Genomic DNA, 18,524 nt, shown 5'->3' with positions numbered 1-18,524 from the left:
GCGGTCGCTCAAAACTTTACAAACGCATCGATATCGGCCGGCTCGCCGACGCTGACGACGGCGGCGTCCCTGGCGATGCGCTTGATCAGGCCGGCGAGCACCTTGCCCGCGCCGATCTCGACGAACTTCTCGCAGCCCTTTTCCGCCATATAGGCGACGCTCTCGGTCCAGCGCACGCGCCCCGTCACCTGCCGCACGAGGAGATCGCGGATTTCCTCTGGCGAAACAGTCTCCTGCGCGGTGACGTTGGCGACCAGCGGAACCTTCGGCGCGCGGATTTCCGCTTCGGCGAGGGCCTTCTCCATCGCCTCGGCGGCGGGCGCCATCAGGGAGGAATGAAAGGGGGCGGAGACGGGCAGGAGTTTCGCCAGCTTGGCGCCGAACGCCTTGGCGCCCGCGCAGACCGCCTCCACCCGCGCCTTTTCGCCGGAAATGACCGCCTGGCCCGGCGCGTTGTCGTTGGCGATCTCGCAGACGCCCGCGCCCGGCGCGGCGTCGATGGCCTTCTGCGCGGTTTCGAGATCGACGCCGATGAGCGCCGCCATCGCGCCCTCGCCGGCCGGAACCGCCGCCTGCATCGCCTCGCCGCGGATGCGCAGAAGCCGGGCGGTCTCGGCGAGGCCGAGCGCCCCGGCCGCGCACAGCGCCGAATACTCCCCGAGCGAATGGCCGGCGACGAACATGGCGTTCTCGATCTCGACCCCGGCCTCTTTCTCAAGGACGCGCAGCATGGCGATCGAATGCGCCATCAACGCAGGCTGGGCGTTGGCGGTGAGGGTCAGCTCCTCCATCGGCCCTTCCCACATGAGCTTCGAGAGCTTCTGCTTCAGCGCCTCGTCGACCTCCTCGAAGACCTCCCGCGCGGCGGGAAAGGCTTCGGCCAGCGCCCGGCCCATGCCCACGCTCTGGCTGCCCTGGCCCGGAAACACGAAAGCGCGCGCCATGACGATGATTCCTCCGCTTGAAAACCGCCTTGCGCCGGCTCGATAGCGCCGCGCGGGCGCGAGGGCAATCTATCCGCGGCGCAGGACCCGGCGGGCGAGCGCGGCGGCCTCGCGCAAAACCGGCGCGCGGTCGAACCAGCGCGCGCCCTCCACGTCCGAGCGCGAGCTGCGCTGCACGGCGAGCGGCGGCGCGGCCGCGAAGGTGGCGAAGGCCGGATTGTCCCTGCGGAACCAGCCATAGGCGCCGTCCACATGCATCGGCCCGCCTTCGGGCGAGCCGCGCGGGCGCGCGAGCATCGCTTCGAGATAGCGCCGGGCCGGGCCGATCGCCGGGCCGTTGAGGCAGATGAAATGCGTCGCGCCGACCCCGCGGGCGGGCGGGACCTCGACGAGCCCGGCCGCGCCGGTCTCAAGCCCTCGATGGCCGCCATAGAAGACGCCCCAGTCCCGGCGCGCGAGCGCGTCGAGCAGCGCGGGCGCGCGCGCGGCGAAGTCGGGCGCGAAAGCCGCGTCGTCCTCAAGAATGGCGATCGCGCCCTCGCCGCGCGCTTCGGCGTCGGCGAGCACGCCCAGATGGCTCATGAAGCAGCCGCGCGCGCCGAGGCTCGGAAACGGCCCCGCGTCCTCCGGCCGGACCGCGGAAAACAAGCTCGCCGCGGGATGGTCGAAGGAAAGCCCGATGCGCGCGAGCTCGCCCGCCATCTCGCGCCGGCGGTCGGGCCGCGATTCGAGATTGATGACGTATATGCGCGAGAAAAGCGTATGCAGCATCCCCGGCTCCGGCGGCGCCGGCGCTCCTGGCCGGCGGCTTCATCCCTAACGGGTTTCGCCGCCCCTTGCATCTCCCGCGCCGCCGGGCTATCAGCCGCGGCCTTGGAGCGACGGTCGGCGTCGCCGCGCCCTTGCCCGCGCAAGGCGCGGTTCGCGGGATGGTCCCGTCAGACGTCGAGCCGAAGGCCGCACGCGCCGCCAGCAGGCGCGCAGCGGTCTCCGTCGCCGGATGAGGAGCTGGCCTTCATGGCGTATTACGAACATGTGTTCATCGCGCGGCAGGACATGTCCCCGGCGCAGGTCGAGGCGTTGACCGAAACCCTCGCCAAGATCGTCACAGATAATGGCGGCAAGATCGCCAAGTCCGAGTATTGGGGCCTCAGAAACCTGCAATACCGGATCAGGAAGAACCGCAAGGGCCATTACAGCCTGTTCAACATCGACGGCCCGGCCGGCGCGATTCAGGAGCTCGAGCGGCAGGAGAAGATCAACGACGATATTCTCCGCGCCCTGACGGTGCGCGTCGAAAAGCTCGATCCCGAGCCCTCGCCCGTCCTCAGCCGCCGCGACCGCGGCGACAAGGGCGATCGCGGCGATCGCGGCCGGCGCTAGCAGACAGGAGAACGATCATGGCGAGACCTTTCATGCGCCGTCGCAAGACCTGCCCCTTCTCCGGGGCCGATGCGCCGAAAATCGACTACAAGGATCCGAAACTTCTGCAGCGCTTCATCTCCGAACGCGGCAAGATCGTGCCGTCGCGGATCTCCGCGGTGTCGTCCAAAAAGCAGCGCGAGCTGGCGCGCGCCATCAAGCGGGCGCGCTTCCTCGCTCTTCTGCCCTTCGTGTCGGAGTAGAGCGATGCAGGTCATTCTTCTCGAACGCGTCGAAAATCTCGGACAGATGGGCGACGAGGTGAAAGTGCGCGACGGCTACGCGCGCAACTATCTCCTGCCGCGCAAGAAGGCGCTGCGCGCCAACGACGCCAACCGCGCCCTCTTCGCCGCGCAGCGCGCCGAGCTCGAAGCGCGCAACCTCGAACGGCGCAAGGAAGCCGAGGCCGCCGCTGCCAGGCTCGACGGGCGGTCCTTCGTCGTCATTCGCCAGGCGTCCGAAACGGGCCTCCTTTACGGCTCGGTCACGACCCGCGACATCGCCGTCATCGCGGCCGAAGACGGCGTGCAGATCGAGCGCGCGCAGGTGCGCCTCGACAAGCCGCTCAAATCGCTCGGCGTTTTCCCGGTGCGCGTCGCGCTTCATCCGGAGGTCTCCGCGACCATCCAGATCAATATCGCGCGCTCGCCCGAGGAGGCCGAGCGCCAGGCCCGCGGCGAGAACGTGCTCGCGCCGGAGGAGGAGCGCGCGGAGCCCGTCGTCGATGCGACGCAAGCGGAATTTTTCGACCCCGGAGCGAGCGCTCCGGCAGGCGAAGCCGAAGCCGGCCAAGAGGAGAAATCCCAGGGCTAGGTTTTTGCGCAACCGGCGCGCTGGCGCTTTCGCGCCTGCGCAGTGGAAAATTAGAAAAGCCGGCCAGCTTCACGGCCGGCTTTTCTTGTGCTTAAGCTCGCGCATGGCGGACGGCGCGGACATCAAGAAAGCCCCCCAAGGCGGGCCGAATAAGCCGGATACGGAAGAAAAGATTCCTTTCAGCATCGAGGCCGAGCAGGCGCTGCTCGGCGCGATCCTCTTTGATAATGAAGTCTATTATCGCGTCGCCGCCTACCTGAAGGCGGAGCATTTCTACGACCCCGTCCACGCGCTGATCTACGACGCCTGCGAGCGGCTCGTCACATCGGGCCGTCTCGCCGCGCCGACCATCATCGACTCCTTTCTCGCAAGCTCGGAAGGCTTCCGCGAGGCGGGCGGGCGGCGTTATCTCGAAGAGCTCGCGCGCAACGTGCCCACCACCGCCGGCGCGCCCGACTACGCGCGCGTGGTCTTCGATCACGCCGTGCGGCGCGGCCTCATCAACATCGGCGCGGAGATGATCGAGCGCGCGCGCGAGGCCACGCTCGACGACGAGCCGGCCCGCCAGCTTCAGGACGCCGAGCAGTCGCTCTACAAGCTCGCCGAGACCGGCAAATACGGCGGCGGCTTCAAGACCTTCCGCGCCGCCATCACCGAGGCGATCGAAATCGCCGACGCCGCGATCAAGCGTGACGGCGGGCTCGCCGGAATCGCCACGGGCCTGCGCGATCTCGACATGATGCTGGGAGGGCTGCACCCGTCGGACCTCATCATCCTCGCAGGACGGCCCTCGATGGGCAAAACCTCGCTCGCGGTGAACATCGCGGTGAACGCGGCGCGCGCCTACAAGCCCGAGCGCCTTCCCGACGGCTCGGTCAAGGCCGCCGAGGGCGCGGTCGTCGGCCTGTTCTCGCTGGAGATGGCCGCCGAGCAGCTCGCCACGCGCATCATCTCGGAGTTCTCGGGCGTCCCGTCGAACGAGATCCGCCGCGGGCGCGTCGACGCCGAGCAGTTCGACCGCATCTATCACGCCGCGCGCGAGCTCGAGGCGCTGCCGCTTTACATCGACGACACGGGCGGCCTGTCGATCGCCCAGCTCGCCGCGCGCGCGCGCCGGCTCAAGCGCCAGCACGGGCTCGGCCTCCTCGTCGTCGACTATCTCCAGCTCGTGACCGGCTCGGGCCGACGCGCCAGCGACAACCGCGTGCAGGAGATCACCGAGATCAGCCAGGGCCTCAAGGCGCTGGCCAAGGAGCTCAACGTGCCGGTGCTCGCGCTCTCGCAGCTGTCGCGGCAGGTCGAGAACCGGGACGACAAGCGCCCGCAGCTCGCGGACCTGCGCGAGTCCGGCTCGATCGAACAGGACGCCGACGTAGTGCTGTTCGTGTTCCGCGAGGAATATTATCTCAAGCGCTCCGAGCCGCGCGAAGGCACGCCCGAACACGCCGAATGGCTGCAGAAATGCGAGGAGGTTCGCGGCGTCGCCGAGGTCATCATCGGCAAGCAGCGCCACGGCCCTATCGGCAAGGTCGACCTCTATTTCGACGAAAGCCTGACCAAGTTCTCCAATCTCGACCGCGGCATCTACGACGAATACCGGCGCGACTGAACGACTGGAGCAAGCCGCTTTGGCGTTGAATCGCTTGAACGCCGCGCGCCCCATCGCAACGCGCTAGGATCAAAGCGCGATTATCGCGCCGGCCAGGCTATTTGATCCGCTTACGGAGCCATTCGGCGAGCGCGGCGGCGTTGTTGCGCTCCGCTCCTTTCGAGGCGTGAAGCAGCGTCACCGGACCCTGCTTCAGCCGCGCCGCGATCGCGTCGATCTGCGCGCGGCGCGCCTCGGCCGCCGCGTCTTCGGCTTCGAGCTCCTTTCGATAGGCGGCCTCGAACGCCTTCCAGCTTTTCGCCTCGTCCGGAAAGCCGGGCTCGGCGTGCGCCTTGCGTCGCAGCTCATGGCTCGGCGCGAGCGCTTTCGCCCACAGGTCGATCCGCGCCTGCGCCTTGGCGAGCCCGCGCGGCCAGAGGCGGTCCACGAGAACGCGAAAGCCGTCGCCCGCAGCGGGCGGATCATAGACCCGCTTGACGCCAAGCCCGCCCTCTTTGCGCGCCGCGCTCATCGCCTTCCCTTCCGTCTCTCGGTCGCGACCGGACAAGCCGCTTTCGCCGTCACGCTGGCCCGCGCCGGGCGGCGGGGCAAGCCCTCGCCGCGTCGCGCGTCGTCAAATCTTCGCCAGCCCGCCCTCTTTGCGCCCTCCGCCCGCCTTCCGGCCGGCGGCGAATGCGCCTATTGCTCGCGCCATGAGCCCGCCCGCCCGCGACGACTTTCGCCCGCCCGCGACGCGTCCGCTCGTCGAGATCGACCTCGACGCGCTGTGCGCCAATTTCCGCACGCTTGCCGCCGCCTCGGCGGGCGCGACGCCGGCGGCGGTGGTCAAATGCGACGGCTACGGCCTCGGCGCGGCGCCCGTCGCCCAGGCGCTGGCGATCCAGGAGAAATGCCGCACGTTCTTCGTCGCCTATCCGCATGAGGGCGCGCGGCTGCGCGCCGCGCTCGCCCGCTGCGCGCCCCACGCGACGATCTATGTCTTCAACGGGCCGCATGAGGAAACCCTGGCCGCTTTCGACGCGCACCGGCTGATCCCGGTGGTCAATAGCCTCGAACAGGCGCGCCTGTGGGCGCGCGCCCGGCCGGGCGCGCCGGCGGCCCTGCACGCGGACACCGGCATGAACCGGCTCGGCGCGCCGGCGTACGAGCTCGACGACATCGCCGCGCTCGACGGTCTGTCGGTCGTTCTGGTCCTGAGCCACCTCGCCTGCTCCTCCGACCCGCCCCATGAAATGAACCCGCGCCAGCGCGCGCTTTTCGAGAAGGCCGCGGCGCGTTTTCCCGGCGCGGCCCGCAGCCTTGCGGCGTCGAGCGGCGCGCTGCTGCCCGCGTCCTATCATTTCGAGCTCACCCGGCTCGGCGTCGGGCTCTATGGCGTCAGCCCGCTCGACATTCCCGACGGGCGCATCGCGCCGGTCGCGCGCCTCACCGCGCCGGTCATCCAGCTTCGCAACGTCGCCGCCGGCGAGAGCGTCGGCTACGCTCGCGCCCATGTGTTCGACGCGCCCCGTCGGCTGGCTACGCTCGCGCTCGGCTATGGCGACGGCCTGCCGCGGATCATCGGCGACCGCGGCGCGGCCTTTCTGGGCGGGGCGCGCTGTCCCATCGTCGGCCGGGTGTCGATGGACCTTGCAGTGCTCGACGTCACCGAGGCGCCCGAGCCGGTCCGGCTCGGCGACCGGGCGGAGCTTTTCGGCCCCCGCCTGCCCATTGAGGAGACGGCCGCGGCCTGCATGACGATCGGCTATGAATTGCTCACAAGCCTTGGCGGGCGCGTTCCGCGTCGCTACCTGTGGCGGGCGGCGCCGGCCGGCTGGCGCGCGCCCGACGACGAGGGGATGTAAGGCATGAACGTTTTCGCCGCCACGGGCCGGGGGACCCTCGCCGTCGTCCGCGAGGTCGGCCGGATCGCGCAGTTCGCCGCGCGCGGCGCCGTCGGCTGGGCGGCGGGACCGTTCTATTGGCGGGCGTTTCTCAACGCGCTGATGCGCATCGGTTTCAATTCCCTGCCGGTGATCGGGCTCACCGCGATCTTCACCGGCGCGGCGCTCGCGCTCAACATCTACGAAGGAGGCGCGCGCTTCAACGCCGAGACCTTCCTGCCGCAGATTCTCGGCGTATCGATCGTGCGCGAGCTCGGCCCCGTCCTCGCCGCGCTCATGGTCTCGGGCCGCTCGGCCTCGGCCATGGCGGCCGAGCTCGGCGCGATGCGCGTGTCGGACCAGATCGACGCGATGTCGACCCTCGCGGTCGATCCGTTCAAATATCTCGTCTCGCCGCGGATGCTCGCCGCGACCATCGCGCTGCCGGTTCTCGTGCTCGTCGCCGACATCATCGGCGTGTATGGCGGCTATCTCGTCGCGGTGCACGCGCTCGACTTTTCGGGGACCGTCTTTATACGGAATTTGTGGGAGTTTCTCACCAATGACGATATCGTCAGTGGCCTGATAAAGGCGGCCGTCTTCGGCTTTCTGCTGTCGGCGATGGGCTGCTATTACGGCTACAACAGCCGCGGCGGCGCGCAAGGAGTGGGCGCGGCGACTCGCTCGGCGGTGGTCGGCTCGGCAGTGCTGATTCTCGCCGCCAACTATCTTCTCACTTCCCTGTTCATTCGGGTCTAGGAGGCTCGCGGTGCCGGGCGACACGCCGAAAATCTCCATCCGCGGCCTCGAGAAGGCGTTCAACGGCAAACCCGTGCTGCGCGGGCTGGATCTCGACCTTGCGCCCGGCCGCTCGCTCGTCGTCATCGGCATGTCGGGCACGGGAAAGTCCGTGCTCCTCAAATGCGTTCTCGGCGTCATCCAGCCAGACCGCGGGCGGATCGCGATAGACGGCGTCGACATCGTTCGCCTTTCCGAATCGCGGCGCGCGCGCATGACCCGTCAGATCGGAATGCTGTTTCAGGGCGCGGCGCTCTTCGACAGTCTGAAAGTATGGGAGAACGTCGCCTTCCGGCTGATCTACGGCGAGCGCCGCCCGCGCCGCGAAGCCCGTCAGACGGCCGTGGACTGTCTCGCCCAGGTCGGGCTCGCGCCGGAAGTCGGCGAGCTTTCTCCCGCCGAGCTTTCCGGCGGCATGCAGAAGCGCGTCGCGCTCGCGCGCGCCATCGCCGCCGAGCCCTCCATTCTCTTCTTCGACGAGCCGACCACCGGGCTCGATCCGATCACCGCCGACGTCATCAATTCGCTGATTTCCGATCGCACGCGGGCGCTCGGCGCGACCGCGATCTCGATCACGCACGATCTCGTCTCCGCGCGGAAGATCGCCGACGAGATCGCCATGCTGCATCAGGGGCAGATCATCTGGCGCGGACCGGCCTCTGAGATCATGAACACCGGCAATCCGATGGTCGACCAGTTTGTGCACGGACGGGCAGACGGGCCGATCCATATGACCATGCGCCGGGCGTGAGCGCGCCATTCAGCGCGCGGACAACCGCCGCTGGCGACGCCCGCTACGCCGTCAGCACGTCATAGTCTCCGCGGATAAAGGCTTCCGCGAGCCTGAACTTCTGGATTTTGCCGGAGCCGGTGAGCGGCCAGGCCTCCACCCAGATCCAGTAGACGGGCGTCTTCTGCGGCGAGAGACGCTCACGGATGAATTTCTTGAGCGCAGCCGGGTCGGGGCGCGCTTCTCCCTTCGCGCGCATGAAGCAGGCGACCTGTTCGCCCCATTTCTCGTCCGGCACGCCGACGACGGCGACTTCCGCGACGTCGGGGTGCTCGAGCATGGCGTTCTCGATCTCCGCCGGAAACAGATTCTCGCCGCCGCGGATGATCATCTCCTTCACCCGGCCGGTGATGGAGACATAGCCGCGCGCGTCCATGCGGCCGAGATCGCCGGTGTGCAGCCAGCCTTCCGCGTCGATCGCCTTGGCCGTCGCTTCCGGATTGTCGTTATAGCCCAGCATGACGAGATAGCCGCGCGCGCAGATCTCGCCCTGCGCGCCGACGGGAAGAACTTCATTCGTCTGCGGATCGCGGATCGAGACTTCGACATGCGGCAGGGGCTGGCCGATGGTCGTCGTCAGATCCTCCATCGCGTCATCGGCCCAGGTCTGGGTGATGACCGGCGAGGCTTCCGTCTGTCCGTAGATGATCTGGATCGGCGAGCCGAGCACGCGCTCGGACTTGCGCACCAGCTCCGGCGCGACCATCGATCCGCCCGACATGACGCGCATCACCGAAGAGACGTCCCGTCCGGCCCGCTCGACCTCTTCCATGAGGGCGAAAAGCATCGTCGGCACGCCGAGAACGAATTTCATTCTTTCGCGCTCGATCGCTGCCGCCGCGAGCGCCGCGTCGAAGTTGGGCAGCAGAAACATGCTCGCGCCCACGCCGAGTCCGCCCAGGGCGAGAATCGCGCAGCCGGTCGTATGGAAAAGCGGCATGTAGTGCACGAAGGCGTCGCCCGGACCGACGCCGCCGCGCCGGATCGTGTCGCGCGCATTCTGAACGAGCCCGGCGTGGTGCAGGAGCGCGCCTTTGGGAAACCCCGTCGTGCCGGAGGTGTACTGAATCTGCGCCGGGTCGCGCGGCGCGACGTCAGGCAGAACGCCCTGCTCGGCGCCGGCGAACAGCGCTCCATGATCGGTGAGCAGAATCAGGCGCCGCACCCCCGGCAGGCCGGCGCATACCTGCCGCGCGATCTCGGCCAGCGGGTTGCCGCGCACGTTTTCGACGAGGTAAAGCGCTTCGGCGCGCGACTGTTCGAGCACGTATTTGAGCTCGCGCGCCTGATAGGACGGATTCACGGTGACAAGGGTCAGCCCAGCCATCGCCGAAGCGAGTTCGAGCAGGATCCATTCAGGAACATTGTTCGCCCAGACGGCGATCCGCGCGCCCTTGTCGTGACGGCTCGCGAGCGCCCGCGCCAGGCGCTCGCAGTCGGCGAGCAATTCCGCATAGGTCCACGCGCGCCCGTAATCGCCGTTCGCCAGGACTTCCCGCAAGGCGGGCGCGTCGCCGTAAGCTCCGACCGACCGACGGAGCATGTCGCCGATGGTCAACTCTTCGAGAACGCCGTCCGCCTGCGCCGGAAAATAAGACTCCTTCAGTTCGACAGCGTACATGCGTCCTCCCGTCCTCGCCCCCTTTTCGATATTATTCGCCCCCGGACTTTCTGATCAGCTGCGTTTGCGTGACGATCGCGGCCAGCCGGCCTTCGCCGTCGTAAATGTCCGTCTTCCACACCTGAATCGCGCGGCCGAGCTTGACGGGCGTGGTCACGGCCTTCGCCGTCTGGCCGACCGGCACCGGCCGCAGGAAATTGGTTTTTGACTCGATCGTCGTCGTCAGCGCGCCTTCAGGCATATTGAGGAAGGCGCCGACACCGCCGAGATTGTCCGCGAACGCCATGATCGCCCCGCCGTGCAGCGTGGCGGGAATGGTGCAATGCTCGGGCGTCACGCGCAGCTCTGCTTCGATCCGCTCCTTCGAGGCGGCGGTGATCTTCACGCCCATCATTTTCGCGAAGGGCGCGTTATTCTTGTTCAGCGCCGCGACGAGCTCATCCCCGGTCATGTTCATCCCGCATTCATCAACACCGCGACGAGCAGCGCCGTTTCCTTCCCATGATTGACCCAGGCGTGGTTGGTCGCGCGCTGGATGACGACGTCGCCCGGCTTCAGCGATCTCGCCTCGCCGTCGTCGAGCAGAAGATCAACCTCGCCGCGCACGAGCACGATGACGTCGAGCGTGTCGGTCTTGTGCATCATCGGATGGCGAGCCGTATCGACCCGCGCGTGGCTCGCCCCGGCGGCGGCGAATCCGAAGGCGGCCTGCGCCTCGCGCTCTTCCGGCGTTTTCGACTCCTCTTCGGGCGGAACCGTGAACCAGCGGACCTTGACCGTTCCTTTGTCGGGTTCGAGCCGCACGTCCTCGCGCGCGAGCCGGTCCTCCCCGGCGAGAAGTCCTGCGGATGACAGCGCCGCCGTCCAGATCTCGGCGAGCCCCGCCTCCTCGACGGCGAGCAATCTGGCCGGGCCGCCGTCGATCGCCACATGCGAGCGGCCGGTCCGGTCATCCCCCGTCACGATGCGGCGCAGCGCCGCCCAGTCCATCACGCGCCTCCGGCCGCGCCGATACGCGCGCGGACCGTTTGCGTCACTTCCAGCGCGTCATAGACCTCTTCATCTTCAGGCGGCTCGCCCTCGCCGAAGATGACTTCGAGCCGGGCGGTGTAAAATTTCCGCGCCCCGATCGTACCGAGATCGCCGCCGACCCCGACGCTGACGCCCGAGCGCCGCCCGTAAGAGCCTGTACCGAATCCGGCGCCGACGCCGACCCCGCCCTTTTCCGCATAGTCGAGGCTGCGCCCGACGACCCGGAACCAGTCATAGCCGTTCTGAAGCGCCAGCTCGGCAGCCCGCAGAAGGGCGAAGTCCTCCACCGCCTCCGGCGGCGTCGCGCCGTCGCCAGCGAAGACGACTCTGTACCGGTCCCGTTCGATGCGGGTCTCCGAATAGCCGTAACCCTTCGTGTCGACCGGCTGATAAGCGGTGCCGACCGCCGTCGCGCAGGCGGCGAGCAAAACCGCCGCCCCAGCGGCCCCGAGCAGTCTCATGGCGTGCTCCCTGTCCTGTTTTCCCGTCCCGGCCGCATCAAGGCTAGCATTGTCCTTGTCGGCCCGCAAAAACGTCGTGCAGGCTCGCCGGCCGGCGCGAACGCCGGATTCTCCTCCGCGAACAGGCGCATTAAATCACCGTAATGCGCGACGACGCGCCGGGCGGGCTCTTGAACCGCTTCCGGTTCGGAGCGACGATGTCCGTCCAGTTGCGTATCGGGGAGAACTGGTCTGGCGCATGAAGGGCCTGACGGCGAAACGTAGCCCGCGCCGGCCACAATAGACGGGGAGACAGCATGAAATATCTCACGCCACGCCTTGCGGGCGCGGCCGCTTGCGCGCTCGCATGCGCCGGCGCGTCCGCCTACGCCCACAGCCCTGTGGGCGGCGCCGAGTCCGGCGCTCTCGCGCATCTCGCCGAGGAAGCCAATCTGGTCTTTCGCGGCCGCGTCGCCAAGGTCGAGTACAGGCTCTCGGAGCCGACCGATGAGGAGCCCGGCCTGCCGCACGCCATCGTCACCTACCGCGTCTCGAAGACATACCGCGGCAAGACCGAGGCCGATACGTTCTCCATGCGGTTTATCGGCGGGCCTGACGGCATGGGCGGATTTCTCGATCTCAGCGGAGTTCCGTTCTTCGAAGAAGGGGAAGAAGACATTCTTTTCGTCAGGCATGCGGGCCAAGAAGGCTGCCCGCTTGTTCTGTGCGAGTACGGACGATTTCGCGTCTATCAGGGCGGCGTTTACAATACGCATGGCTCGCCCGTGCGCGCGATCATCGACGACAACGCCATCGCGCGCGGCCGACCGCTTGAGGAATTCCTCCGCGTCAGCTTTCCTGCGCCGACATTCGACGGACTGATGCGCAATCCGGAGGCCCGCGATCTGCTGAAACAGATGGATCTTACCGAGGAGGAGGCGCGCCGGCGCTACGAGCAGGAGGCGCCCAAGACGATCCAGCTCATCGCCGCATTTCCCGAGCCTTCGGCCGAAAGCGGCGCGGACGCCGAAACCGAGGCGCCTGACCGCCCGATCATTCGCGACCCGCGGCTGCGTCGCCTGGACGACGTAAAGCCGCAACGCGAAGGGGCGTTACGCCGACAACAACCCGGCCAGCCGCAGATTCAGCCTGAATCGACCGCGCCCGTCCGGATCGATCCTTCGATCGCCGCGCGGCAGGCTCTCTCCCGGCCGGCGCTCGCGATCGCCCAGGGCGAGCGTGAGATTCCCGAAGGCCCCCTCGCCGTCGAGGAGTTCGAAGCGGCCGTCGCCCGCGTCATCGAGAAGACGCAGCGCGCGCCCGCTGAGATCCGGCCGATCGACCTCGACGCGCCGTTCACAGCCAGGCCTTTCGTTCTTCTGCAACCGCAGGCGATCGAAAGCCCGCCGCCGAGGATCGAGAGAGACGCGAACAAGCAGGAGCAGGAAGAGCTTCGGCTGTTCAACCAGAAAGACGGCGATCCCGTCATCAGGCGCTAGCGCGCGAGCCGGCGACAATCACGGAGAAACGATCATGAAACTGACCCGCATTCTTCTGGGCGCGGCGCTGGCGCTCGTGACGACGAACGCCGGCGCTTTCAGCTATTCGACCTGTCTGGGCGAAAAGCTGAAATGGCCTTCGAACTCCAAACAGCTGCGCGTCAACCTGACGAGCTTTCCGGCCGGATACTGGCTGAACGGCGTGTAGGACGGCGTCAGCAAGTTCAATCTCAATCCCAGCAAGTTCCGTTACACCCTGGCGACCGAAACCGGCGGAGTCGGCCGCGGCAACGGCCAGAGCGAGATCTGGGGCTGGCCGGGATCGGAGATCGACGGCGCGCCCGCCGTCGCCTCGTCCCGCTGGGACTGCTACTGGTTTTTCGGCAATCATGTGAAGATGAAGGAAGTCGACGTCATCTTCAATTTCGACGATCCCTGGCGGTGGACGGCCAACACCAACAAGGAGGCGATGTTCATGTACCGCACGAGCGGCGGTCTGCGCCCGTTGCAGACGACGCTCGCCCATGAACTCGGCCACGGCCTGCGGCTTAATCATGTGAATTACGAGTACAATGTGATGGGCACGGATTTCGAGCACATCCATGTGAACGGCTCGAACGCCCGCGCTTATGGCGGCGAGGATGTCGCGGACGGCATGGTCTTCCTCTACGGCGCGCGTTCTGGCGCCTGGGAGGACGTCGGCGTCGTCCACTGGCGCTACAGCGGCGCGTCCGGCGAGTACAGCGACCACCGCAAGACCCGCATCTTCAATTCGTCGATGGGAAACCTGCCGACGGTCACCATCAATGGCGAAACGGGGTACCGCGTGAACCGGGGGCAGACCGTTCGCGCCGAGTTCACCTATGAGAACAACGGCAAAAGCTATCAATCGAACGTGAAGGTCGGTTACTACGTCTCCACGAACGATCTCATCACCACCTACGACCGCCGCATCGGCGGCTCCACTTTCACACTCGGCCGGAATGACGTCTACACGACGACCAAAACGCTCGTCATTCCGAATGACCTTTCCGCAAACACGAATTACTGGCTCGGCGTGATCGTCGACGAGGATAACTCGATCAGCGAAGCGGTCGGCTGGAACAACGCCGCCTACATCCCCATCAGGGTGCAGTAGCCCTTCCCGTCGGCGCGAAGCCTGGCTTCGCGCCGCGCATCATCCGAAAAACCGCGTCGCTGCGTCCGGACGCATGAGAAGCGTGAGAACGAGCCCGCCCAGCGCGCCGCCGAGATGGCCTTCATGGGCGATGCGCCCGCCCTGAGCGCCCATCATCCGCGCCGAAATCAAAATGAACAGCGCGCCGTAAATGACTGCCGGGATGCCGAACGGGATCGGAAAGATATAGATCGGCGCGAGCGGAAAGAAGACGCAGAAAGACAGCACCACGCCGGACACCGCGTCCGAGGCGCCGATCGAGCTGTAGGACGGCTCGCGCCGGCGTACGATGAGGCTGGTGATTCCGCTCGCGACGACGGCGCCGAAATAGACCACGAGAAAGCCGAGCTTGCCGAGCAGGCGCTCCATCGTCGGGCCGAAAAACAGCAAAGTCAGCATGTTGAACGACAGATGGATCAGCCCGCCATGCAGAAAGGAGGACGTGATCACCCGGTAATGCTGTCCGCCGCGCGCGACCGCCTCCACATTGAAGGCGAAATGCCCGATGAAGCGCCGGTCCGCATACAGCGCATAAAGGCTGACGATCACGTTCGCCGCGATCAGCGCGTAGGTCGCAGGCGCGTTGGGAAACTCCACGAATGCTCCCTTTCCTGTCGTGCGAGAGGCGCCGTCGTCATTGGCCCGTTTCGCCCGCTTCCGCCGGCGTCAGCGCGGTCATCGCCAGCGCGTGCACCGGACCGGCGAGCTCGTCCTTCAGCGCGGCGTTGACGGCCCGCTGGCGCGCCAGACGCGACATGCCCTGGAACGCGTCGGCGACGATCAGGATCCGGAAATGCGACTCCCCGCCGGGGCGCGCGCCGGCGTGGCCTTTGTGAAGATGCGATTCGTCGCGCACCTCGAGGCGCGCCGGCGAAAAGGCGGCGGCCAGCTTTTCCCTGATGGTCTCGGCGACGGCCATGACGCGCGCTCGTTCAAATTCCGGGGACGCCCTTCATCCCGGGCGTTTCGCCGGCCTGTCAAGATTGTTTCAACCGGCGCACGCCACCATACTTAGCCCATGAGCGACTACGCCTACAGACCCCGTCTGGGCTTCGACATCCGCGTCCGCCCGCCTCGCGAGGAGGCGGAGGAGCCGCCCGTCTGGGCGGCGGCGAGCGGACGTCTGTGCGACGCGCCGGATTGCCGCCGGCGCGCCAGCGTGCGCGTCGCCAAAAGCCCGCGCGAGATGCACGACAAGCTCTGGCTGTGCGCCCAGCACGCGCGCGAGCACAACCGGCGATGGAACTTCTTCGAGGGCCTTTCCGACGCGGAGGCCGAGGCGATCCGCCTCGCCAGCCTCTATGGCGACCGGCCGACCTGGGCGATGGGCGGAAACGAGCGGGCCCGCGCCGCCGCGCGCGCGCGCCGGCCTTCGGACTTCGAGGACGCTTTCGGTCTCTTTCGCGGCGCCGCGCCGCCCGCGCGCGAGACCGGGCCGACGCGCAACGGCCGGCCGGTGCCGCGCCTGCAGGCGCAGGCCTTCGAGACGCTGGGCCTTGCTGTGACGGCCTCGGCCGCCGAGATCCGCCGGCGTTACGCCGAGCTCGTGCGGCGCTTTCACCCGGACGCCAATGGCGGCGACCGCAGCGCCGAGACCCAGCTCATCGCGGTCGTGCGGGCCCATCAGATTTTGAAGAAGGCCCGGATCTGCTGACGCCGCCGCCCCCTGCCGGCGGCCCTTGAATTTCGCCGTCTTTCGCGCGAGGGTCCGCCGCGCCGCAGCATCCATAGTGGTCAGAAAGCCGCCCAGACATGGCCGTCATCACCGACGAGAAGTTCTTCGACAAGCCCGAGCGGACCGTGAACGCCCGCGCCGTCTTCAAGGTCGATTTCGACATGGACGTCCCGGCCTTCGCCGAGCCCAATGAATACGTGCCGGCGATCGACGACGCTTACCGCTTCGACCCGCAGACCACGCGCGCGATCCTCGCCGGCTTCGCCCACAATCGGCGCGTGATGGTGCAGGGCTATCACGGCACGGGCAAGTCGACCCATATCGAGCAGGTCGCCGCGCGGCTCAACTGGCCCTGCGTGCGGGTGAATCTCGACAGCCATGTCAGCCGCATCGATCTCATCGGCAAGGACGCCATCGTGGTCGAGAAGGGCGTGCAGGTGACCGCCTTCAAGGAAGGGATTCTTCCCTGGGCGTTCCAGCGCCCGGTCGCGCTCGTCTTCGACGAATACGACGCCGGCCGGCCGGACGTGATGTTCGTGATCCAGCGCGTGCTGGAGGCGGAGGGGCGCCTCACCCTGCTCGACCAGAACAAGGTGCTCACGCCCCATCCCTATTTCCGGCTGTTCGCGACGACCAACACCATCGGCCTCGGCGACACGACGGGCCTTTATCACGGCACGCAGCAGCTCAATCAGGGCCAGCTCGACCGCTGGTCGATCGTCACGACGCTGAATTATCTGGAGCGGGAAGAGGAAGTCGAGATCGTCATCGCCAAGGCCCCGATCTACGACTCCAAGGAAGGCCGCGCGGCCGTCGACGCCATGGTGCGCGTCGCCGACATGACCCGCAACGCCTTCATCAACGGCGACATCTCGACCGTGATGAGCCCGCGCACGGTCATCAACTGGGCCCAGAACGCCGAGATATTCCAGGACATCGGCTACGCTTTCCGGGTGACGTTCCTGAACAAGTGCGACGAGCTCGAGCGCCCCACGGTGGCCGAGTTCTACCAGCGCGCCTTCGGCGAGGACCTGCCCGAAGCCGCCCCCCAGGTCAGCGTGGCGTGAGGGCTTCCGCCGGGTGCGTTTCCGCTTTCAAAAGAGCCGAAACGTTTGATTCCGGGTCCGCCAGAACTTCGGTGACGTCCTTGACGTCGTACACATAATGGTCGTTGCGAAATACGACTGATCTTTGGTCAGTTACGAGCGGGATCTCCAAGCTTGCAATCTTTGAAAAGATTATTCGCCAGTTATTTATCGGGGTTTGCGTCAAATAAGGGCGACCGTAACGGCTGCTGTCCCAATAAATGGCGTTCAATATGCCGAACTTCATACGCATCTCGTCAAGGCCAAATCCGTGCATATTCATAAAGGGCTGCTCCCTTAGCCGTCGTGGATAAGGCCCCTCGTCAGATTGAATGACAAATATCATGCTTCGGCCCCTATCTACCGATCTGTTGGCGTCAAATATTTCAAGAATCCTGCGATTAAATTGCTCTACATACGCGACATAATTTCCTTTAAACTCACCCCAAGATATTCCTGAACCCGGGTACGAGACGGGCTTGATGCAATTTCCTTCCGCATCCATCGTAATAGGATCATGCGGGATGGTGAGATGCGCAAACACGAATATAGGGCCGTCCTCTGCGCGCGCCCTTATCTCCTCAAGATAATCAAGTTGAGACCGAAGTCGGCGGCATTCTTTAGTTTGGCCCTTCCCAAAATGGCGCTCGACCCACGGCAAGGGCGTCGTCGCAAGCAAGGTGCGATCAAACTCGCTGAGATTAGAGAACCCTCTCTGCCCGTAGTAATTTTTATGGGCGTTCTTGTTGATTCGCGTCGGCTCCCACCAATTGCCAAGATGAACATACTGATACCCAATTGATCTCAGGACTCGTTGAACAGCATTATCCTCGATCATTACGTGCAGTGGGCCTCGGTCGGTGGAATCGGCGGGCATGACTTGGAAAAGAGGCTCCAAATCCGTCATATTCAAGGTTGAGGCAAGTGATTCCACCGTCTTGGCATAATTCGCCCGAGCGTTTTTTACATAATGAAATCCTCGCTGTTCTAGGGCATTCAAAAACACCTCGCTGTCGAAACCAAACGCTTCTCGCAACACAGTTGAGGAGGCATACCTGTCAGGTACGATGTATATGATATCGGGCAGATCGTCGTCCGCGGCAGCTGTCGGCGTCGCGATGACCTTCGTCAATTCCTCGGCGACCATGAGTCCGATTGGTTTGCGTTTGATGATCTCATATAGGGAGAAAGTCATCGACGCCGCCGCGGCGGCGCCGGAAACGACGAAAACGAATAAAATAATTCGCTCTCTATTCACACGACGGAACGGCGCAGTGCTCGCTGCACAGACAAATAAAAGTCCAATGACTGCGGCTGATACCGCTACCGAATCTTTCAAACCAAGAAAAATAGCGGCCCCATAAAACCCTAAGAACTTAAAGAACGCGAAAAGCATAATAGGGAATGCAAGCGCTATCCTTTCTCCCAAGGAGCCTAATCGATAAAAAAAGACAGGAACCGTCAGCGCGACAGATATGAGCACGGCCATTGAAGGAGCAAGGTCAGAAAGGTCCGCCGCCCCTGGGTTGTCGAGGAATATGCCGAGCGGTCCTATTACCGCAACGGAAACAGCTGCGCCCAAAGCGAACAACAGCTCTCTGGGCTGCCGCAAAATCCAGCCCATGTCGAGTTTTCTAGATTCGTTCTGACCTGCTCCCCTGGAACCTCCCCACTCTGAGGTTAGTCTGTTCCTCGACAGAGGAGACGGACGATGAAGCGCAGCAGGTTCAGCGAAGAACAGATCATTGGCATTCTGA

21 protein-coding genes and 1 pseudogene are annotated in these 18,524 nt (G+C 65.8%); 12 read left to right on the top strand and 10 right to left on the bottom strand.

Translation table 11 applies throughout. The features are described 5' to 3' along the window. Window positions 1-8: 8 nt before the first annotated feature. A complete protein-coding gene (gene fabD / locus CHB64_RS12555) occupies window positions 9-944 on the bottom strand; it encodes an ACP S-malonyltransferase (RefSeq protein WP_089412977.1) in 936 nt (311 codons plus the stop codon). Window positions 945-1,013: 69 nt separating this feature from the next. Then, window positions 1,014-1,715: a glycosyltransferase family 25 protein gene (locus CHB64_RS12550; RefSeq protein WP_089412976.1), complete on the bottom strand. Its 702-nt coding sequence runs from the start codon at window positions 1,713-1,715 to the stop codon at window positions 1,014-1,016. A 246-nt stretch (window positions 1,716-1,961) separates the two neighbouring features. On the opposite strand from CHB64_RS12550, the gene rpsF reads away from it, so the two are divergent. The 4 genes from rpsF to CHB64_RS12530 all read left to right on the top strand — a co-directional run bounded on the left by rpsF (window position 1,962) and on the right by CHB64_RS12530 (window position 4,788). Further along, window positions 1,962-2,327, top strand: a complete 366-nt coding sequence (rpsF, locus tag CHB64_RS12545; RefSeq protein ID WP_089412975.1) for a 30S ribosomal protein S6 — start codon at window positions 1,962-1,964, stop codon at window positions 2,325-2,327. A 17-nt stretch (window positions 2,328-2,344) separates the two neighbouring features. After that, window positions 2,345-2,569, top strand: coding sequence for a 30S ribosomal protein S18 (gene rpsR / locus CHB64_RS12540; protein ID WP_089412974.1), 225 nt, complete (start codon window positions 2,345-2,347; stop codon window positions 2,567-2,569). A 4-nt stretch (window positions 2,570-2,573) separates the two neighbouring features. Next, a complete protein-coding gene (gene rplI / locus CHB64_RS12535) occupies window positions 2,574-3,179 on the top strand; it encodes a 50S ribosomal protein L9 (protein ID WP_089412973.1) in 606 nt (201 codons plus the stop codon). Between the two features lie 103 nt (window positions 3,180-3,282). Then, window positions 3,283-4,788, top strand: coding sequence for a replicative DNA helicase (locus CHB64_RS12530; RefSeq protein ID WP_200815368.1), 1,506 nt, complete (start codon window positions 3,283-3,285; stop codon window positions 4,786-4,788). Window positions 4,789-4,885: 97 nt separating this feature from the next. Here the strand turns inward: CHB64_RS12530 and CHB64_RS12525 are convergent, their stop codons facing one another. Further along, the gene (locus tag CHB64_RS12525) at window positions 4,886-5,299 is read right to left on the bottom strand and encodes a DUF488 domain-containing protein (protein ID WP_089412971.1); all 414 of its coding nucleotides are present in this window, start codon (window positions 5,297-5,299) and stop codon (window positions 4,886-4,888) included. 181 nt (window positions 5,300-5,480) lie between these two features. Here CHB64_RS12525 and alr point away from each other — a divergent pair, with 181 nt between their 5' ends. The 3 genes from alr to CHB64_RS12510 are packed head-to-tail and all read left to right on the top strand — an operon-like array spanning window position 5,481 to window position 8,199. Beyond that, window positions 5,481-6,632, top strand: coding sequence for an alanine racemase (gene alr / locus CHB64_RS12520; protein WP_089412970.1), 1,152 nt, complete (start codon window positions 5,481-5,483; stop codon window positions 6,630-6,632). A 3-nt stretch (window positions 6,633-6,635) separates the two neighbouring features. Further along, window positions 6,636-7,409, top strand: a complete 774-nt coding sequence (locus CHB64_RS12515) for an MlaE family ABC transporter permease (RefSeq protein ID WP_089412969.1) — start codon at window positions 6,636-6,638, stop codon at window positions 7,407-7,409. Window positions 7,410-7,419: 10 nt separating this feature from the next. Continuing rightward, window positions 7,420-8,199 carry an ABC transporter ATP-binding protein gene (locus CHB64_RS12510; RefSeq protein ID WP_089412968.1) on the top strand — a complete coding sequence of 260 codons (780 nt, stop codon included), beginning with the start codon at window positions 7,420-7,422 and terminating at the stop codon, window positions 8,197-8,199. 43 nt (window positions 8,200-8,242) lie between these two features. On the opposite strand, the gene CHB64_RS12505 is transcribed toward CHB64_RS12510, so the two are convergent. From CHB64_RS12505 to CHB64_RS12490, 4 genes are read right to left on the bottom strand one after another with little or no spacing between them, the layout of a single operon-like run. After that, window positions 8,243-9,859, bottom strand: coding sequence for an AMP-binding protein (locus tag CHB64_RS12505; RefSeq protein ID WP_089412967.1), 1,617 nt, complete (start codon window positions 9,857-9,859; stop codon window positions 8,243-8,245). 31 nt (window positions 9,860-9,890) lie between these two features. Then, on the bottom strand, window positions 9,891-10,310 hold the full coding sequence (locus CHB64_RS12500; protein ID WP_089413083.1) for a PaaI family thioesterase: 420 nt from the start codon (window positions 10,308-10,310) through the stop codon (window positions 9,891-9,893). 2 nt (window positions 10,311-10,312) lie between these two features. Then, window positions 10,313-10,849 (bottom strand): cupin domain-containing protein, encoded by a 537-nt coding sequence (locus CHB64_RS12495; protein ID WP_089412966.1) that lies wholly within the window; start codon window positions 10,847-10,849, stop codon window positions 10,313-10,315. After that, complete coding sequence (locus CHB64_RS12490) at window positions 10,849-11,352, bottom strand: CC0125/CC1285 family lipoprotein (protein WP_089412965.1); 504 nt, start codon at window positions 11,350-11,352, stop codon at window positions 10,849-10,851. The genes CHB64_RS12495 and CHB64_RS12490 overlap by 1 nt, the downstream gene beginning before the upstream one ends. Window positions 11,353-11,648: 296 nt before the next feature. Between CHB64_RS12490 and CHB64_RS12485 the strand changes: the two genes are divergently transcribed. The 3 genes from CHB64_RS12485 (at window position 11,649) to CHB64_RS12480 (ending at window position 13,968) form a co-directional block, all read left to right on the top strand. Next, complete coding sequence (locus CHB64_RS12485; protein WP_089412964.1) at window positions 11,649-12,830, top strand: hypothetical protein; 1,182 nt, start codon at window positions 11,649-11,651, stop codon at window positions 12,828-12,830. A gap of 34 nt (window positions 12,831-12,864) precedes the next feature. Then, window positions 12,865-13,038 carry a hypothetical protein gene (locus tag CHB64_RS15290; RefSeq protein WP_159462499.1) on the top strand — a complete coding sequence of 58 codons (174 nt, stop codon included), beginning with the start codon at window positions 12,865-12,867 and terminating at the stop codon, window positions 13,036-13,038. A gap of 189 nt (window positions 13,039-13,227) precedes the next feature. Next, window positions 13,228-13,968 (top strand): hypothetical protein, encoded by a 741-nt coding sequence (locus tag CHB64_RS12480; RefSeq protein WP_089412963.1) that lies wholly within the window; start codon window positions 13,228-13,230, stop codon window positions 13,966-13,968. Between the two features lie 39 nt (window positions 13,969-14,007). Here the strand turns inward: CHB64_RS12480 and CHB64_RS12475 are convergent, their stop codons facing one another. Both CHB64_RS12475 and CHB64_RS12470 read right to left on the bottom strand, forming a co-directional pair. Then, on the bottom strand, window positions 14,008-14,604 hold the full coding sequence (locus CHB64_RS12475) for a rhomboid family intramembrane serine protease (RefSeq protein WP_089412962.1): 597 nt from the start codon (window positions 14,602-14,604) through the stop codon (window positions 14,008-14,010). Between the two features lie 37 nt (window positions 14,605-14,641). After that, window positions 14,642-14,926: a BolA family protein gene (locus tag CHB64_RS12470; protein WP_089412961.1), complete on the bottom strand. Its 285-nt coding sequence runs from the start codon at window positions 14,924-14,926 to the stop codon at window positions 14,642-14,644. 99 nt (window positions 14,927-15,025) lie between these two features. Between CHB64_RS12470 and CHB64_RS12465 the strand changes: the two genes are divergently transcribed. Both CHB64_RS12465 and cobS read left to right on the top strand, forming a co-directional pair. Then, complete coding sequence (locus CHB64_RS12465) at window positions 15,026-15,661, top strand: J domain-containing protein (RefSeq protein ID WP_089412960.1); 636 nt, start codon at window positions 15,026-15,028, stop codon at window positions 15,659-15,661. Window positions 15,662-15,759: 98 nt separating this feature from the next. Further along, entirely contained in the window at window positions 15,760-16,749 is a 990-nt protein-coding gene (gene cobS / locus CHB64_RS12460; protein ID WP_089412959.1) for a cobaltochelatase subunit CobS, read from the top strand. Here cobS and CHB64_RS15120 read toward each other — a convergent pair. Beyond that, window positions 16,736-18,524: pseudogene (locus CHB64_RS15120) on the bottom strand (hypothetical protein); the annotation flags it as partial. The gene cobS and the pseudogene CHB64_RS15120 sit on opposite strands and share 14 nt — an antisense overlap.

This window comes from Amphiplicatus metriothermophilus (assembly GCF_900199215.1).
Lineage (GTDB): Bacteria > Pseudomonadota > Alphaproteobacteria > Caulobacterales > Parvularculaceae > Amphiplicatus > Amphiplicatus metriothermophilus.
Note: the sequence above shows the minus strand (reverse complement) of the source record. Positions and strands in the feature narration are given on the sequence as shown.

What these genes read in the sequence shown, in the direction of transcription:
- fabD (WP_089412977.1), bottom strand. Translation starts at nt 944, where the DNA reads ATGGCGCGCGCTTTCGTGTTTCCGGGCCAGGGCAGCCAGAGCGTGGGC.
- CHB64_RS12550 (WP_089412976.1), bottom strand. Translation starts at nt 1,715, where the DNA reads ATGCTGCATACGCTTTTCTCGCGCATATACGTCATCAATCTCGAATCG.
- rpsF (WP_089412975.1), top strand. Translation starts at nt 1,962, where the DNA reads ATGGCGTATTACGAACATGTGTTCATCGCGCGGCAGGACATGTCCCCG.
- rpsR (WP_089412974.1), top strand. Translation starts at nt 2,345, where the DNA reads ATGGCGAGACCTTTCATGCGCCGTCGCAAGACCTGCCCCTTCTCCGGG.
- rplI (WP_089412973.1), top strand. Translation starts at nt 2,574, where the DNA reads ATGCAGGTCATTCTTCTCGAACGCGTCGAAAATCTCGGACAGATGGGC.
- CHB64_RS12530 (WP_200815368.1), top strand. Translation starts at nt 3,283, where the DNA reads ATGGCGGACGGCGCGGACATCAAGAAAGCCCCCCAAGGCGGGCCGAAT.
- CHB64_RS12525 (WP_089412971.1), bottom strand. Translation starts at nt 5,299, where the DNA reads ATGAGCGCGGCGCGCAAAGAGGGCGGGCTTGGCGTCAAGCGGGTCTAT.
- alr (WP_089412970.1), top strand. Translation starts at nt 5,481, where the DNA reads ATGAGCCCGCCCGCCCGCGACGACTTTCGCCCGCCCGCGACGCGTCCG.
- CHB64_RS12515 (WP_089412969.1), top strand. Translation starts at nt 6,636, where the DNA reads ATGAACGTTTTCGCCGCCACGGGCCGGGGGACCCTCGCCGTCGTCCGC.
- CHB64_RS12505 (WP_089412967.1), bottom strand. Translation starts at nt 9,859, where the DNA reads ATGTACGCTGTCGAACTGAAGGAGTCTTATTTTCCGGCGCAGGCGGAC.
- CHB64_RS12500 (WP_089413083.1), bottom strand. Translation starts at nt 10,310, where the DNA reads ATGACCGGGGATGAGCTCGTCGCGGCGCTGAACAAGAATAACGCGCCC.
- CHB64_RS12495 (WP_089412966.1), bottom strand. Translation starts at nt 10,849, where the DNA reads ATGGACTGGGCGGCGCTGCGCCGCATCGTGACGGGGGATGACCGGACC.
- CHB64_RS12490 (WP_089412965.1), bottom strand. Translation starts at nt 11,352, where the DNA reads ATGAGACTGCTCGGGGCCGCTGGGGCGGCGGTTTTGCTCGCCGCCTGC.
- CHB64_RS12485 (WP_089412964.1), top strand. Translation starts at nt 11,649, where the DNA reads ATGAAATATCTCACGCCACGCCTTGCGGGCGCGGCCGCTTGCGCGCTC.
- CHB64_RS15290 (WP_159462499.1), top strand. Translation starts at nt 12,865, where the DNA reads ATGAAACTGACCCGCATTCTTCTGGGCGCGGCGCTGGCGCTCGTGACG.
- CHB64_RS12480 (WP_089412963.1), top strand. Translation starts at nt 13,228, where the DNA reads ATGAAGGAAGTCGACGTCATCTTCAATTTCGACGATCCCTGGCGGTGG.
- CHB64_RS12470 (WP_089412961.1), bottom strand. Translation starts at nt 14,926, where the DNA reads ATGGCCGTCGCCGAGACCATCAGGGAAAAGCTGGCCGCCGCCTTTTCG.
- CHB64_RS12465 (WP_089412960.1), top strand. Translation starts at nt 15,026, where the DNA reads ATGAGCGACTACGCCTACAGACCCCGTCTGGGCTTCGACATCCGCGTC.
- cobS (WP_089412959.1), top strand. Translation starts at nt 15,760, where the DNA reads ATGGCCGTCATCACCGACGAGAAGTTCTTCGACAAGCCCGAGCGGACC.